Below are 15,425 nucleotides of genomic sequence, written 5' to 3'. Positions count from 1 at the left end.
CCAGTAGGTGCCGGGGCGGCGGCGGGTGGGCGGCCGGCTTCCTAGCGTCGGGGTATGCCGTTCCGACCCGCCCAGAGACCGCCGGACCTCGAGCGGGTGGCCCGGATCCTCGGCGTGGATGCGGCGCGGGCCGGGCCGGGGGAAGACGGTGCCCGCGCTGCTCCGGCGGCGGCGTCGGAGGAGGTCGGCGGCTGGGTGCCTCGTGCTCCCGGAGCGGCCGTCGGCGAGAACCCGGTGGCGTCGGCGGTTCGGAGGTTGACCCAGCGGGCCACGGACGACGACGAGGTGGAGCGGCTCGACGCCGACCTTCGTCGGGCGCGGCGGCCGGGCGTTCTCACGGTCCCGGACGAGCTGCGCACCGGGAGGCGTGGGGTGAGCAGCGCGGCCGTCGTCTCGATGCTTGCTCTCGTCGTGGCCGTGGGGTGTGTCTTCGTGTTGCGTGTGCTGTGGGCCGAACGGTCGGCGTCCGCTCCGGACGTCGCGCCCGGACCGTCGAGATCGGTCCAGATCGTGGGTGGGACGGCGACGGCGGCGGCCCGGGCGACGACGGGCCCGTCGGTCGGCGCGGCGTCGGGTGGCCCGGCGGGTGGCCCAATGGGTGGCCCGACGTCCGGCGCGCAGCTCGTCGTGCACGTCGTCGGGCAGGTCGTGCGTCCTGGCCTCGTGCGGCTCCGCCCGGGGGCCCGCGTAGCAGATGCCATCTCGGCGGCCGGGGGCACCCGCGCGGGCGCGGACGTCGCGGCCCTCAACCTCGCGCGGCTCGTCGTGGACGGCGAGCAGATCCGGGTGCTGAGGCCGGGGGAGTCGCCGGCAGTGGCTCCTGGAGCCGGAGTGGCCGGGGATGGCGGGGCCGTCGGCGCCGGTGGCTCCGGCACGTCGGGCTCGTCCGGTGGCTCGAACGGCCCGGTGAGCCTCAACTCGGCCGACGCCGCAGCCCTCGACACCCTGCCCGGCGTGGGGCCGGTGCTCGCCCAGCGGATCATCGACTGGCGCACGGAGCACGGTCGCTTCACGTCGATCGACGAGCTCGGTGAGGTGAGCGGCATCGGCGACAAGCTCATGGCCCAGCTACGCCCCAAGGTGACGCTGTGACGTCGTGGGCACCGGACGCCCCGAGGGAGCGCGAGCAGGCGCCCCGGGGTCCCTCCCTCGTCGTGCTGACCGGACGCGACACGGTGCGCCGGGTCCGGCCCCGCACGTCGCGACACCTCGACCTGCGGCTCCTGCTGCCCGTGGCGGTCACGTGGCCTGCTCTGGCCTTCTGGGGCCTCCTCGCCCCCGTCTGGCTCGTGGCCACGGTCGCGTTCGCAGCGCTCGCCACCGGTGTCGCGGCAGGCGCGACGGCCCGGGCGACGAGGTGGCGGGGCGCCGTGCTCGGTCGATCCGTCCTGCGCGGGGTCGCGGCGCTGTGTGCCGTGCTCGCCCTGCTGCTCGGCGCCGGCGTCGGTCACCGAGCCGTGCGGACCGCAGGCCCGGTCGAAGGACTGGCCGCCGAGCGAGCCGTGGTCACGGTGCGGGCCACGGTGGCCGCCGACCCCCGAGCGGTGAGCAGCGGGACCGGCGCGGGGGCGGACCGACCCGACGCCCCGGTCGTCAGTGTCCTGCGCCTCGACGTGACCCAGGTCGCGGGGCGGGGTCGCACCACGACGGTGAGCGCCCCCGTGCTCGTCATCGCACGGGGCACACAGTGGTCGATGCTGCGGTGGCACGACGAGGTCGAGGCCGTCGTGCGGCTCGGACCGGCCGAGCCCGGTGACGACGTCGTCGCGACGGCGACCCCGAAGGGCGCCGTCGAGGTCGTCGAGTCCGCCGGTGGGGTCTTCGCGGCAGCCGATGCGGTGCGTGCGCGCCTCCGAGCGGCCACCGCCGGCCTCTGGGCCGACGCCCGCGGTCTCGTCCCGGCGCTCGTCGTCGGCGACACCTCACAGACGCCCCCCGACCTCACGGCGGCGATGCTCGAGACGGGTCTCAGCCACCTCAGCGCGGTATCCGGCAGCAACGTCACGTTCGTGCTCGCCACCGTCGTGTGGCTCTGCGGGCTCGTCGGCATCCGTCGACGCTGGCGCCCGCCGGCGGCTGCGCTCGGACTGCTCGGCTTCGTCGTCCTCGCCCGCCCCGAACCCAGCGTCGTGCGTGCCGCCGTCATGGGGCTCGTCGGGCTGCTCGCCCTCTCGACGTCGCGCCGCCGCGCGGGGATCCCGGCGCTCGCCGGTGCGATCGTCGCGCTGCTCGTGTGGGACCCGTGGCTGTCGCGCTCCTACGGTTTCGCCCTGTCGAGCATCGCCACCCTCGGGCTGCTGGTCCTCGCCCGGCCGTGGGGACGCGTCATCTCCCGGAGGCTCCCCGGTCCGCTCAAGCCGTTGGGCCCCGTCCTCGCGATCCCGGTCGCGGCCCAAGCCGTCTGTGCGCCGGTCGTCGTGCCCCTGCAGGGAAGCGTCTCGGTCGTCGCCGTGCTCGCCAACCTCCTCGCGGCGCCCTTCGTCGCGCCGACCACGGTCGTCGGTGTCGTCGTCGCGCTCGTCTCGGTCGTCTGGGTCACGGGTGCGGCCGCCCTGGCGTGGGTGGCGGCGATCCCGGCCCAGGCCATCGCGGCCGTGGCCCGGTGGTGCGCCGACCTGCCCTTCGGCAGCGTCGCCTGGGGTGACTCGGCCGGCGCGGCGGTCCTGCTCGCGGTCGTCACCGTCGGCGTCCTCGCAACGGTGCCCTGGGCGTGGTTCCGCACGAGGCACCGACCGACGGTGGCCGTCGCCGTGGTCGTGCTCGCCGCGGGGTTCGCCGCGCCGACAGCCCCGATCGCCTGGCCGCCGCCCGGCTGGGCCCTCATCGCCTGCGACGTCGGTCAGGGCGACGGGCTCGTCGTCGACAACGGCGGCGGTCACGTCGTCGTGGTCGACACCGGGCCCGATCCCGAGCCGATGGGGGCCTGCCTCGACCGCATCGGCGCGACGGCCGTCGACCTCGTGGTGCTGACCCACTACCACGCCGACCACGTCGGCGGACTGGCTGCGGTGCTCGAGCGCCCGGTCGCCGAGATCCGGGCCTCGCCCGTGCTCGACCCGCCCGCCGAGGCGGCCCGTGTCGCCCGGCTCGCGCAGGCCCGCCGCATACCGCTGGGCGCACTGCGGACCGGGGAGCGCCTCACCGTCGGCGAGGTCGGTGCCGACGTCTGGTGGCCCGCCCGGCGCATCGACGCGGGATCGGTGCCCAACAACGGCTCGGTCGTGATGACGATGCACGTCCGTGGACTCACCGTTCTGCTCGCCGGCGACATCGAGCGCGAGGCGGCAGCGCAGGTGATCCACGAGTCTCAGCTCGACCCGCAGCGCTGGGGGCGCGTCGATGTGCTCAAGGTCGCGCACCACGGGTCGAGCAACCGCGATGACCGCATCCTCGACCACGTCGACGGGCGGCTCGCGTTGATCAGCGTCGGCGCCGGCAACGACTACGGCCACCCGGCGCCGGCGACCGTGCAGGCGCTGGAGGGGCGGGGGTTCGAGGTGCACCGCACCGACCTCGAGGGCGACGTCGCGATCGTCAGCGACACCGACGGCGTCCGCGCCGTGTCGGGATGACGGCGGTCGCCGGTCACGATCCTCGCGACATTCGGTCAGGCGGGGTTCGTCGGTGTCGACGGGTCGACCGGCGCGTCCTCCGGGCCGGCCGGCGCGCGAGGGACGGCGTCGCCGGTCTCGTCGGTGACCTCGTCGGTGACCTCGTCGGCGACCTCGTCGGCGACCTCGGCGGGAGGCCCGGCGAGGTCGAAATCCGCGAAGTCGAAGCCGGGGGACACGAGACAGCTGACGAGGGCGTCGGCGCCTCCCGGCACGGTGCGCTGCCAGACGTGCGCGGGGACGACTGCCTGGGCCACCTCGCCGGCCGCGAGGTCGAGGCCGAGCACGACCCACGCCACGTCACCGCCGGACGGCGGCTGTGCCCCGGTCCCGCCGAGCTCGAGCACGACCGTGCCGGTGTGGGCGAGCCACACCTCGTCCGAGGCCACCCGGTGCCAGGCCGAGGACTCTCCGGCCGGGAGGAAGAAGTGGATGAGGGTGGCAGTCGCCCGCACGCGGCCGTCCGGCAGCGTCACGGTGTCGGGGGAGGCCCAGGTCTGCCGGAACCACCCGCCTTCCGGGTGCGGCTCGAGGTCCAGGACGTCGGCGAGGGGCGGGCGCATGCCGTCCATCATCCCGCCCCTCGCGCCGATGGTCATGGTGCCTGCTCAGCCGTGCTTCAGCGACGGGTCGGCGGGCTTGGGCGGCCACGGGAAGAAGCCGCTCGTGCGGCGCACGTAGTCGGCGTAGTCGGGGCGGCGGTCGCCGATGTCCTTCTCGAGCAGCTTCTTGCCGGTGCCGCCGTAGAGGTTCCACACCATGACGGCCGGCGACAGGATCGTCAGCACGCCGGGCCAGGCGCTCGCCGCGACGACGAAGAGTCCCGTCCAGACGCTCGCGTCGCCGAAGTAGTTCGGGTGCCGGGTGTAGCGCCAGAGGCCGGTGTCGAGCACCGTCCCCTTGTTGGCCGGGTCGTTGCGGAAGCGCGTCAGCTGCAGGTCGCCCACCGACTCGAAGAAGAAGCCGACGGCCCAGACGACGACGCCCAGCCACAGCACCGCGCCGATGCCGCCCTCGACGAACATCGCGATCTGGACCGGCAGCGAGACGAACCACATGATGACGCCCTGCGGGAGATAGATGTGCAACAGCGCGTACGCGTTCGGGTTGCCGTCGGCTCGCTTCAGCATCTCCTCGTAGCGCGGGTCCTCACCCTTGCCTCGCGACCGGTTGAAGATGTGGGCGGCCAGGCGAAGCCCCCACAAGCCCGTGAGGACCAGGGCCAGCCAGCGGCGCAGTGCGTCGCCGTGGCCGCCGCTCGTGACGAACGCCGTGAGGGCGATGGCCACGAAGCCGAGGCCCCAGGTGACGTCGATGACGGCCTGCTTGCCGACGCGCAGCGCCACGGCGAACGTGATGCCGAGAACGACGACGACGGCGAGCGCGGTGAGCAGCAGCGTGCGCCCGAAGGCGCCGCCGTCGAAACCGGCAGCCTCGGCCGCCGGGGCCGCGATGGGGGCGGCGGTCGTCCAGACCGACTGCACGGCGGTCACCAGGCCCGGACGGGCGGCATACCGCTGCGGCCGTCGGCCGTCGGCTTGACGGCGAGGATCTGGTCGACGCCCATGCGACCCTCCTCGAACGCGAGGGCGCCACCGACGAGGTAGAGGCGCCAGACGCGGCCGACCTCATCGCCGACCATGGCGACGACGCGGTCCCAGTTGGCCTCGAACGTGTCGTACCAGGCGTTGACGGTCCACACGTAGTGCTCGCGCAGGGCGTGGACGTCACGGACCTCGAGGCCGGCCTGCTCGATGAGGTCGACCGTCTCCCCGACCGGGCGCATGTGCATGTCGGGCGCGATGAAGGCCTCGATGAAGGGACCGCCGCCCGGACGGGTCGTGCGCGACATCTGCTGGATCAGCGCGCGGCCGCCCGGGCGCAGGAGGCGGTGGATCTGCCCCGTGAACGTCGGGTAGTTCTTCTGCCCTACGTGCTCGCCCATCTCGATCGAGGAGATGGTGTCGAAGGGGCCGTCCGGCACCTCGCGGTAGTCCTGGAGCCGGATCTCGACGCGATCCTGCAGGCCGCGCTCGCGGATCCGCTCGTCGATGAAGGCCTTCTGCTCGCTCGAGATCGTCACGCCGACGACGTGCGCGCCGAACTTCTCGGCCGCGTGCAGCGAGAGGGACCCCCAGCCGCAGCCGATGTCGAGGTGTCGGCTGCCGGGCTCGATACCGAGCTTGCGGCACACCAGGTCGAGCTTGTCGCGCTGCGAGTCCTCGACGGTGTAGCCGGGCTCGGTGCTCGTCCAGTACCCGCACGAGTAGGCCATGTGCGGGTCGAGGATGAGCGAGTAGAACTCGTTGGAGAGGTTGTAGTGGTGCTCGATGGCACTGCGGTCGCGGGTCTTGGTGTGCAGGCGCCCGCGGAGGCGGGCCTGCGAGACGGGCGGCTCGGGCGGCAGCCCGACGACACCGAGGTCGAACGCCGTCCTGATGCCGTTCTTCGCGACGGCGGCGACGGTGCCGGCCGAGGGACGGCCGCCCGCGAGCGTGCGGGCCGTCGACCAGACGCGCCGGAAGCCGTCGAGCAGGTCACCCTCGACGTCGAGCTCGCCCGTGACGTACGCCTGGGCGAGGCCGAGCTCGCCCGGGTGGCGCACGAGACGGCGCAGCGCCGCGGGGTCGCGCAGGACGACGGTCGGGGCGTCGGCGGGTCCGGCGACGCTGCCGTCCCACGCCTTGAGGCGAACGGGGAGCTGGCCACCGAAGAGGGGCTCGATGACGGTCGCCAGCCGGGCGGCGATGCCGTTCGGACGGGAGGACGCCGCGGAGGGGGCGGGAGCGTCGGGGCGGTCGTCGGTCATGGTCATCGGGGTGGCCTCTCGTTGGGTCGACTCGAGATGATTCGGTGCCGGGCGCGCGGCGGATGGGGCGGCGCGGCGCCCGTCATGGAGATACCCGGATCGCGCCCTCGCGTCCCGCGCCTGCCCCAGCAGCCGTCGGGCCACGAGCAGGGCAGAACGTGGAGCTCGGGGCGGACGGTCAGGGGGGTGACCTGCACGGGGACGGCCCTGACCGTGGCAGCTCGTGTCGATGTCGCGGTCACCGTGCCCGACGCGTCGGCTCCGGCGGGTGAACCCTTGACGCGCACGGATCATGCGCCCGTGGTGTCGCCGGCGGCCGACCCGATGAGGGTGTCGGCTGCCCCGGGGCGCACGGTCACGAGATCGGGCGGCGGCTCGGTAGCTGTCCCGACGACGCGCCACTCGCGGGTCGAGGTGCGATAGGTCGCCTGCGTGACGGCGACACGGTCCACGAGCTGGGTGACCGTCACCTTCGCCGTGCTCGTGCCGCCCCGCCCGGTCGCGGTGACGGTGAAGGCCAGCGGCCGGGCCATTCTGTGCGGACGGAGCCGCGCCGCTCGCCGTGCTCGGTGATCCCACCGAGAAGGTGAACGTGCCCGAGACGGCATCGGTGTCGCTCCTCCAGCCGGGTGTGAGCCGAGGCGGGGTCGCGACGGACAGCAGGAGGACACCGCCCAGCACCCAGTCGAGCGGCCTTCGGAGCCAGCTGGTTCGTCGCCGTCGCTGCATGGCCGTGCCCCCGAGTCTGCGGCGGCCCTCCGACCGTCCGGATGCGACGAGGACCGCACGACACGCCCACGGCCGCACCGAGCTTGGCGGCGATGGCGACCGCACCGGTCAGGAGGAGACCCCCACCGACCCGTCCCGTCTCGCGTCCCCGGCGGCCACCAGCCCGTCCGGACCCAGCACCGCTGCGCCCACCCCACCGAAGTACATGTGCGGACCTGGGAAGCGGTGCGAGGGGAGTCCGCTCGCCTCGACCGCAGCCGCGATGTCGTCCGACGGCTCGTGCTCGACGCGTGGGGACCCATCGTCCATGAACCGCACGTGCAAGCGCGGGGCGTCGATCGAGCGCTGGAGGTCGTCGCCGCGAAGGAGTCCGCGTCCGAGCACCTGCATGAGCGCCGTCGTGATCCGGTCCGCCCCGGGTGAGCCGACGGCGAGCGCCGTGCCCGAGGAGCTGCGGCCGGTGGTCGGGGCCATGTTCGAGGCGAGCCGCGTGCCGGGGGACACGGCGTGGATGCCGAGCCGGTTGAGCTCCGGCTCGCCCAGGGCGTTGTTGAGCAGGATGCCGGTGCCGGGGATCACCATGCCGGCGCCGTATCCGCACGACATCGTGATGGCACACGCGTTCCCGTGCTCGTCCACGGCGGAGACGTGAGCGGTGGACGCCGAGGTGGGAAGCCCCGCCAGCCCGTGTCGCTCCACCGTCTCGAGGAGGGCGTGGCCGTCGGCGTCGAGGTCGCGGGACCTGTCGTGGACGGAGAGACGGTAGGCGAGGACCCGGCGCTGGATGTCGATGACCTCGGCCCACGTCCAGTCCTCGTGCCGCGCCAGCTGGCCGAGCATGGCCGCGAGCATCGGGCCGCCCACGGAGGGCGGCGGGTTGAGGGCAGTGTGCCAGGAGCCGACGGTCCGCATCGTGGGTGCACGCACCAGGGCCTCGTATGCCGTGAGGTCGGCCATCGTGATCAACCCACCGTTCGCGGCCATGTCCTCGACGAGAACGCGCCCGACGGCGCCGGTCGTGAAGAGCGAGGCCCCTTGTGCCGCAAGTAGGTCCAAGATGTCGGCGAGGTCGACGTTGAGGGATGTCTCGCCCGGCTCGAGCGGTCCGCCGTCGGCTCCTGTCACAAGGGCGTGGGCCTCGGGGTCGTGGCCGAAGAGCGTGTCGCGGACGATGCCGAGGTAGAGGGCGGCGGCCGCGCCGACCCGGTACCCGTCGCGACAGGTCCGGGCGGACGGCTCCACCAGCCGCCGCCACGGCACCTTCCCGAAGCGGTCCCTGGCGGCTGAGAGTGCCTGTACGGCACCGGAGTTCGCGACCGCAGCGTGTCCCGCACCGATCGTCACCCCGCCGCCGTAGTCGGTGGGGACCTGCCGAACGCCGTGGCCGAAGGCCGACCGGTCCAGTCCCCGGCCGGGCATCTCGACGTTGCCGTCGATGAGGACGGGGTCGTCGCCGGCGAGCCACACGTTGACGAACGCGCCACCCATCAGGCTGACGACCCCGGGCTCGGTGCTCATGGCCGCCAGGGACGCGGCGATGGCCGCATCGACGGCGTTTCCGCCCTCGGCTGCCACCTCGAGCCCGGCCTGCAGAGCCGCCGGACCCGGAGCGGCGAGCGCCACCCGGCTCATGAGGTCGCTCTGCCGCTCGAGTGGTACTCCGCGTTCGGCACGAGCCCCAACGCCGTCGACACCCGGTTGGTGAGGTTGAACATCCCGACGACCTGGACGAGCTCGACCACCTCGTGGTCGTCGAGTCCCACGGCCCGCAGTGGGGCGAGGTCGGCCTCGGTGACCTCGGCGGGATGGAGAGTCAGCTTCTCGGCGTAGGAGGCCATCGCGTACTCACGGTGGGGAAGCCCCGCCTGCCGCCAGTTCGAGGCGACGAGGTCGGCGGTCACAGGGTCTCCGGTGTGCTCACGGAGGGCTGCGCCGTGGCTCACCTCGCAGTACGTGCACCGGTTGACGCTGCTGACGACGACGGCCAGCAGCTCGCGGTCGGCGTTGCTCAGGTGCCCCTCCTTGTTCACGAGGAGGTTGAAGTAGCCCCACCACGCGAGGAACTGTTCGCCGTTGACCGCCTGGGCGCGAAAGACGTTGGGCACGAAGCCGACGGTCTCCTGTGCCTTGTCCCAGAGGCGGCTCACGCCCTCCGGGACGTCGTCGCGCTCGGGCACGGCCAGGTACGAGATGCGCTCGCGGTCACCCATGAGGCCCACCGTATGCCGCGTGGGGGCCGAGCGCCCGTGGCGCGCCCTCACGCGCCGTCCTGGCCGTCAGGCCTTGGCGCCGACGAGCTCGGCGGTGGAGGCCTTCGGGTCGGCGCCGGCGGCCTCGCACAGCGCGTCGAGGGCAGCGGCGACGGCAGGCACGCGCTGCAGGTCGGGAGTCGTCACGGCGAGGATCTGGCGGCGCGACGCAGGGGAGAGCGGCAGGGTCGCGACCTCGTCGTGCTTGGCGGCGTTGAGGATGAGGTCGGGCACGAGGGCCACCCCCAGCCCGGCCGTGACGAGCCCGAGCTGCGCGACGTAGTCCTCGGTCTCGAAGGCCACGTTGGGCCGGAAGCCGGCGGTGTCGGCGAGCGACAGGAGGTGGCCGCGACAGCGGGGGCAGCCCGCGATCCACTCCTCGCCCGAGAAGTCGGCGAGCGAGGCGGCCCCGTCGCCGGCGTGCGGGTGCGTGCCGGGGACGACGAGACGCACCTCGTCGTCCATGAGCCGGCGGGTCACGAGGAGCGAGAGGTCCTCCTCCAGCTCCCCGAGGTCGCCGCCCTCGTAGGCGAAGGCGACAGCGACATCACAGTCGCCGTTGCGCAGGGCCGCGAGCGACTCGGGCGGCTCGGCCTCGGTGAAGGTGACGGTGATGTCGGGGTGACGGGCCTTGAGGATGGCGAGGGTCCGGGGCACGAGTGTGGCCGACGAGCTGGGGAAGGCCTGGAGGCGGACCCGTCCGGCGCGCAGGCCGGCGATCGCGGTGATCTCCTCCTCGGCCGCGTCGAGGGCGGCGAGGACACCGACGGCGTGGCGGGCGAGCACCTGACCGGCCTCGGTGAGGCGGACCTGACGGCCGTAGCGCTCGACGAGGACGGTCCCGGTGCGCTGCTCGAGGCGACGGACCATCTGCGAGATGGCCGGCTGGGTGAAGCCCAAGGCGTTGGCAGCGCTCGTGAAGCTTCCCTCGTCGGCAATGGCCTTCATGACCCGCAGGCCGGCAGCATCGATCATGACCTCATCATAACCGGTGATTATGGAATCCTGCCGTATCCAGTCGGTCGAGAATGGTCCCGGAGCGGCACGTAGGCTTGCCGGGTGCAGCAGCCGAACGGCATACCCCCGGAGACGACGGCCGCGACGGTCACCACGGCGACGACCCGGCTCGCCACGTCGCGCACCCTGCCGCTCCAGACGCACGACCTCGGCACCTTCGACGATCTCGTCGACCTCGTCAGTGGCGGCGGGGTCGTCGTGCTCTCGGGTGCGGGGCTCTCGACCGAGTCGGGGATCCCCGACTACCGCGGGCCCGACGGGACACGTCGGGTCGAGCCGATGACGTACGGCGAGTTCGCCGGGTCGAGCGAGGCCCGTCGGCGGTACTGGGCCCGCAGCTACATCGGCTGGCAGCGCTTCAACGCCGCCGCGCCCAACGAGGGGCACCGCGTCGTCACCGACCTGCAACGAGCGGGTTACGTCGGACCGATCATCACCCAGAACGTCGACGGCCTGCACCAGGCGTCGGGCGCGACGCACGTCATCGAGCTGCACGGGTCGCTCGACCGTGCGGTCTGTCTCACGTGCGGTGAGTACACCTCGCGGATCGGCTTGCACGAGAGGATGACCGAGGCAAACCCGGGCTTCATGGACCGCTTCGCCGAGGCGGCGCACGCGGTGGGGTTGCAGTGGGGTGACCAGGTGCGCCCCGACGGAGACATCGTGCTCGCCGACGCGCTCGTCGGGTCCTTCCACGCCCCGCGTTGCCTCGTCTGCGGCCACGACACCGTCAAGCCCGACGTCGTCTTCTTCGGCGAGTCGGTGCCCAAGGCCGTCGTGGAGCAGTGCTTCTCCCTCGTCGAGGGTGCCGGCGCCGTCCTCGTCCTCGGGTCCTCGTTGTCCGTCATGAGCGGCTACCGCTTCGTCCGTCGCGCCCACCAGCGCGACGTGCCCGTCGCGATCGTCACGCGCTCCGCGACGCGCGGCGACGCCGAGGCGACCCTGCGCCTCCACGCGCCCCTCGGTCCGACCCTGACGGAGCTGCGCCATGCCCTCGGGCACTGAGCAGCCTTGGTATGCCGCCCTCCCGGAGTCCGGCGAGGGTCCGTCCGTCCACTGGTCGTCGAGCGCGTTCGAGACCGAGCTGCGCGAGTGGGTCGGCGGAGTCCTGGGCGACCTCGGCAGCGACCTCGTGTCCCTCGAAGCGGTGCACCAGCGCCCCTGGTCGACGGTGTGGCGCGGTGTCGCATCCGACGGCGGCATCTACTGGGCCAAGCAGAACTGCGCGCACCAGTCGTTCGAGGCGGCACTGCTCGTCGTGCTCGACCGCCTGTCACCACACCGGGTCGTCCCGATCGTCGCGGCCGACCCCGAGCGTGGCCTGCACCTCGTCCCCGACCAGGGGCCGGTCTTCGCCCTGTCGGTCGCGGACGACGACGTCGACGCCTGGTGCCGGGTCGCCGCCGAGGCGATGCACCTCCAGCGCGAGCTCGTCGGCCACGAGGAGGACCTCGTCCGCGCCGGCATGTCGGCACTGCCTCCGGCCGAGTCGGCGGCCTACCTCGAGGCGAGGGTCGCGTCCCTGTCGGCCCTGGCCCCGGATGACCCGCGCCACATGGCTGCCGACGTCGCGCTACGGTTGCGTGCGCTGCTGCCGGCGGTCACGGCGTGGGCCGACGACGTGGAGAGCCTCGGCCTGCCGGACAGCCTCGTGCACAACGATCTCCACGCGAACAACGTCTTCGCGACGGCGGACGGAATGCGCTTCTTCGACTTCGGTGACGCCCTGCTCGCGCACCCGCTGTCGGCGCTCTTCGTCCCGCTCAACGTGCTGCTCCACCGCTTCGGCGCCACCCCGGACGACCCGCGGCTCAGGCGGGTGGCGGACGCCGCGATCGACGTCTGGGGTGACGTCGTCCCGGTCGGCGAGCTGCGAGCGGCCCTGCCGTCCGCGCTGCGGCTGGGTCGGCTCGGGCGTGCCGAGTCGTGGCTCCGCGTCACGGCGACGCTGACGCCGGACGAGGCGGCCGAGTACGGCGACTCCGGCACGTGGTGGCTCGGTGCCATCGGCGACGAACCGCCCCTGTCCTGAAGGCTATTCGGCCACCGACCGAGCCGAGCGTGCCTCGGCGCCATCGGCCTCGCGCAGGTCCCACAGCTCCTTGGTCTGCACGGCCCAGTAGGCGGCGAAGAGCACGATGATGATGACCTCGGCGATGAGGACGAGGTGGTCGAAGCCGAGCACCGTCACGGCCGTCAGCACCGTCACCCCGAGGGCGACGGCCAGGGCGACCGCGATCGCGATGTAGATGCGCTTGTAGGTGGTCCCGCTCGTGCCGGGGCTCGCTGTGCTCCCCTGGTGCCGCTCCTCGGCCCGCATCGCGCTGAAGACCATGACGGCGATCACCCCCGCCACCATGGTGCCTGCGGCGATGCCGTGGCTCAGTGCGATGAACCGGTCGCGCAGGAAGAGGAAGAGGGCCAGCTCGGCGAGCAGCACGAACCCGCACGCGACGGTGACGAGCACCGAGCGCACGGTGGGCCCGTCGGACGGGTCGCGTGTCATCGCGCCGCGCTTGAGCCCGGCGGCCACGACGGCAGCGAGGACCCCGACCACCACGAGGGACCAGATGTTGTTGCGCACGGCCGCGGCGATCTCGGCCGGGGTCTGGGAGTACGCGTTGGGCCCGCACCGGCCGTCCGGCACCGTCGGGACCATGGCCACGACGAAGGCCATGAACCCCGAGAAGTTGAGCAGCACGTCCTCCTCGGGCGAGTGGCCCTTGTAGGCGATGAGGCTGGCCCCGAGCGCGCACAACGAGCCGACGAAGACGGTCCGCGCCGGCGTGTAGTAGTACGCGCTGATCGAGCCGAGCCAGCACGAGTGGTCGGTCTCCCACCACCACTGGTAGCCGACCGAGAGCAGCAGCATGAGGAGCAGGGCGATCATCGCGCCACGCAGGTAGCGGTAGGTGAAGACGACGTCGCGGGTGCGGCCGGGTGCCATGGCGGTCTCCTTCGCAGGACTCACGACACCAGAGTCTCGCGTCGCCGCGTCCGATACGCCTCCCGGACGCGACGATGCCGCCGGCGCGGAGGGCGCCGACGGCATACGTGGTCGGTGGGAGCGCGCGCTGTCAGAGCCGGCGCAGGACCGCCGTGACCTTGCCGAGGATCGTCGCGTGGTCGCCGTCGATGGGCGAGAAGTCGGGGTTGTGCGGCATGAGCCACACGTGCCCGTCGGTGCGCTTGAACGTCTTCACCGTGGCCTCGTTGTCGAGCATCGCGGCCACGACGTCGCCGTTCTCGGCGTGCTGCTGCTGGCGCACGACGACCCAGTCGCCGTCGCAGATGGCGGCCTCGACCATCGAGTCGCCGGTGACCTTGAGCAGGAAGAGATCGCCCTCGCCCACGAGCTGCTTGGGCAGCGGGAAGACGTCCTCGACGACCTCCTCGGCCGTGATCGGCACGCCGGCCGCGATCTGGCCGAGCACCGGGACGTAGGAGGCCTCGGGGCGCGCGTCGCCCGAGTCGGTCTCGGTGTCGTAGTGGTCGCCCCGTGGACGTGGCACGGTCGGGTCGCCTCCGCGGTAGCCGAGCTCCTCGGCCTTCGCGTCGGGCGAGACGACCTCGAGGGCCCGGGGCCGGTTGGGGTCGCGTCGGAGGTAGCCCTTGGCGACGAGGGCGTTGAGCTGGTGGGAGACGCTCGAGGGGCTGGCCAGGCCGACGGCGTCACCGATCTCGCGCATGCTCGGCGGGTAGCCGCGCCGGTCGACGGAGTTGCGGATGACCTCGAGCACCCGCCGCTGGCGGACGGTGAGACCGTCACCGGTCTCGCGATCGGGAAGCTCGGTCACGCCCATGGTGTCCCCTTCGTCGGCTCGTCAGTCCGCTTCGTGACGCTGGATGTGGGGCCAGTGTCAGTGGTGGCTGGTGAGGTCTGTGGTGTGAGGAAAGACTACGCAGTTCGAACACAGTTGCCAAACACCTGTTCGAGGCGTGTCTCGACTTCATCGAACATACGTGCTACAACTCGTACAGACGTTCTATCGAACACGTGTTCGCCAGATCAGGAGCAAGGGGAGGTCACCATGAGCGCCATCGTCCTCGAGGCCGTTCGTCAGCCGCACACCGAGGAGCCCGCGCGATCGCGGCCGACCGGTCGGCCCCGTCTCGTCCTCGTCCCCACCGGGCCCGAGGCGGCTCGCGCCGCGAGGCCGCCGATGCGCCTGACGCGTTTCGGTCGCCTCGTCGTGACCCTCCTCGTCGCGGGAGTCGTCTCCGTCCTCGGCGTCGGCCTTGCCGGCCAGCTCGCGTCGGCCACGGGGGAGCCTCGCACCGTCACGGTCCAGGCCGGGCAGACGCTCTCGGGCATCGCCGCCCGCGAGCTGCCCGAGCTGACCCCGGCCCAGGGTGTCGTCGAGCTGCAGATCGCCAACGCGCTCAGCACCACCTCGATCCACGCCGGCCAGCAGATCGTCGTCCCGAGTCGCTGACCCGGCCCTCCCACGCCGGCCGGGGCGTATGCCGTGTGTCCGGCTGCCCGTTCCGGCCTTCCGATCCGCCGCGTTGGCTCCACCTTCAGCGGCTGGCGGTAGCGGCGCTTCGACCCCGCCGTTCCTGCCCCGGACGCCGCACCCCTGACCGGGGTGCGGCGTCCTGCTGTTCCCGCACGTTGCGGTTCCCGACCCTGTGGACGACGAGCCCGGGTCCTCGGCCTCCGTACCTAGCGTGGCTGTCCTCGGAAGGGAGCAGGGGATGCGCTACGACGTGGACACCGGCGCGCTGCGCGACGACGCCGCCTCGGTCGGCGAGGTGCTGGAGCGGGTGCACCGGCTGAGGATCGCTGACGAGCTGCGACCACTCGCAGGGGCGATCCCCGGTGGCCGTGTCGCGGGCGGGCTCGGCCAGGTCGCCGCGGCATGGCAGGCGCGGTTGGCCGGGACCCGCTGGGAGCTGCGCGAGCTGGGGCGTTGCCTCGTCGCGGCGGCCGACACCTACGACGCCGTCGAGCAGACGTCCCAGCGCGCCCTTCGGTCGTCGCTCGGTGACACCAGATGAGGTCGGGTG

General features: G+C 72.8%; 15 protein-coding genes. 6 read left to right on the top strand and 9 right to left on the bottom strand.

Going from position 1 to position 15,425, the window contains the following annotated elements; all coding sequences use genetic code 11:
* Positions 1-54 precede the first annotated feature (54 nt).
* Both NR112_RS22685 and NR112_RS16635 read left to right on the top strand, forming a co-directional pair.
* Positions 55-1,092, top strand: a complete 1,038-nt coding sequence (locus tag NR112_RS22685; RefSeq protein ID WP_306217323.1) for a ComEA family DNA-binding protein — start codon at positions 55-57, stop codon at positions 1,090-1,092.
* Positions 1,089-3,572 carry a ComEC/Rec2 family competence protein gene (locus NR112_RS16635; RefSeq protein ID WP_256795422.1) on the top strand — a complete coding sequence of 828 codons (2,484 nt, stop codon included), beginning with the start codon at positions 1,089-1,091 and terminating at the stop codon, positions 3,570-3,572. Before NR112_RS22685 ends, NR112_RS16635 begins: the two co-directional genes overlap by 4 nt.
* A gap of 35 nt (positions 3,573-3,607) precedes the next feature.
* On the opposite strand, the gene NR112_RS16630 is transcribed toward NR112_RS16635, so the two are convergent.
* The 7 genes from NR112_RS16630 to NR112_RS16600 all read right to left on the bottom strand — a co-directional run bounded on the left by NR112_RS16630 (position 3,608) and on the right by NR112_RS16600 (position 10,373).
* A complete protein-coding gene (locus NR112_RS16630; RefSeq protein WP_256795421.1) occupies positions 3,608-4,210 on the bottom strand; it encodes a cupin domain-containing protein in 603 nt (200 codons plus the stop codon).
* 9 nt (positions 4,211-4,219) lie between these two features.
* Entirely contained in the window at positions 4,220-5,095 is an 876-nt protein-coding gene (locus NR112_RS16625; RefSeq protein ID WP_308337288.1) for a DUF1295 domain-containing protein, read from the bottom strand.
* A gap of 5 nt (positions 5,096-5,100) precedes the next feature.
* Positions 5,101-6,426, bottom strand: coding sequence for a class I SAM-dependent methyltransferase (locus NR112_RS16620; protein WP_374512744.1), 1,326 nt, complete (start codon positions 6,424-6,426; stop codon positions 5,101-5,103).
* 284 nt (positions 6,427-6,710) lie between these two features.
* Positions 6,711-6,953, bottom strand: coding sequence for a hypothetical protein (locus NR112_RS16615; protein ID WP_256795418.1), 243 nt, complete (start codon positions 6,951-6,953; stop codon positions 6,711-6,713).
* 304 nt (positions 6,954-7,257) lie between these two features.
* A complete protein-coding gene (locus tag NR112_RS16610; protein ID WP_256795417.1) occupies positions 7,258-8,781 on the bottom strand; it encodes a gamma-glutamyltransferase in 1,524 nt (507 codons plus the stop codon).
* Positions 8,778-9,359 carry a peroxidase-related enzyme gene (locus NR112_RS16605; protein WP_256795416.1) on the bottom strand — a complete coding sequence of 194 codons (582 nt, stop codon included), beginning with the start codon at positions 9,357-9,359 and terminating at the stop codon, positions 8,778-8,780. Before NR112_RS16605 ends, NR112_RS16610 begins: the two co-directional genes overlap by 4 nt.
* Before the next feature lie 66 nt (positions 9,360-9,425).
* Entirely contained in the window at positions 9,426-10,373 is a 948-nt protein-coding gene (locus tag NR112_RS16600) for a LysR family transcriptional regulator (RefSeq protein ID WP_256795415.1), read from the bottom strand.
* Positions 10,374-10,457: 84 nt separating this feature from the next.
* Here NR112_RS16600 and NR112_RS16595 point away from each other — a divergent pair, with 84 nt between their 5' ends.
* Positions 10,458-11,420 (top strand): Sir2 family NAD-dependent protein deacetylase, encoded by a 963-nt coding sequence (locus NR112_RS16595; RefSeq protein ID WP_256795414.1) that lies wholly within the window; start codon positions 10,458-10,460, stop codon positions 11,418-11,420.
* Positions 11,404-12,447, top strand: coding sequence for a phosphotransferase (locus NR112_RS16590; RefSeq protein WP_256795413.1), 1,044 nt, complete (start codon positions 11,404-11,406; stop codon positions 12,445-12,447). Before NR112_RS16595 ends, NR112_RS16590 begins: the two co-directional genes overlap by 17 nt.
* Before the next feature lie 3 nt (positions 12,448-12,450).
* Here NR112_RS16590 and NR112_RS16585 read toward each other — a convergent pair whose 3' ends face one another.
* Both NR112_RS16585 and lexA read right to left on the bottom strand, forming a co-directional pair.
* Positions 12,451-13,386, bottom strand: a complete 936-nt coding sequence (locus NR112_RS16585) for a hypothetical protein (RefSeq protein ID WP_256795412.1) — start codon at positions 13,384-13,386, stop codon at positions 12,451-12,453.
* A gap of 106 nt (positions 13,387-13,492) precedes the next feature.
* The gene (gene lexA / locus NR112_RS16580) at positions 13,493-14,218 is read right to left on the bottom strand and encodes a transcriptional repressor LexA (protein WP_256795411.1); all 726 of its coding nucleotides are present in this window, start codon (positions 14,216-14,218) and stop codon (positions 13,493-13,495) included.
* Between the two features lie 228 nt (positions 14,219-14,446).
* Here lexA and NR112_RS16575 point away from each other — a divergent pair, with 228 nt between their 5' ends.
* Both NR112_RS16575 and NR112_RS16570 read left to right on the top strand, forming a co-directional pair.
* On the top strand, positions 14,447-14,851 hold the full coding sequence (locus NR112_RS16575; RefSeq protein ID WP_256795410.1) for a LysM peptidoglycan-binding domain-containing protein: 405 nt from the start codon (positions 14,447-14,449) through the stop codon (positions 14,849-14,851).
* A gap of 262 nt (positions 14,852-15,113) precedes the next feature.
* Positions 15,114-15,416: a hypothetical protein gene (locus NR112_RS16570; protein WP_256795409.1), complete on the top strand. Its 303-nt coding sequence runs from the start codon at positions 15,114-15,116 to the stop codon at positions 15,414-15,416.
* Positions 15,417-15,425 lie beyond the last annotated feature (9 nt).

The organism is Terrabacter sp. Ter38, from assembly GCF_024519435.1.
GTDB lineage: Bacteria > Actinomycetota > Actinomycetes > Actinomycetales > Dermatophilaceae > Terrabacter.
Note: the sequence above shows the minus strand (reverse complement) of the source record. Positions and strands in the feature narration are given on the sequence as shown.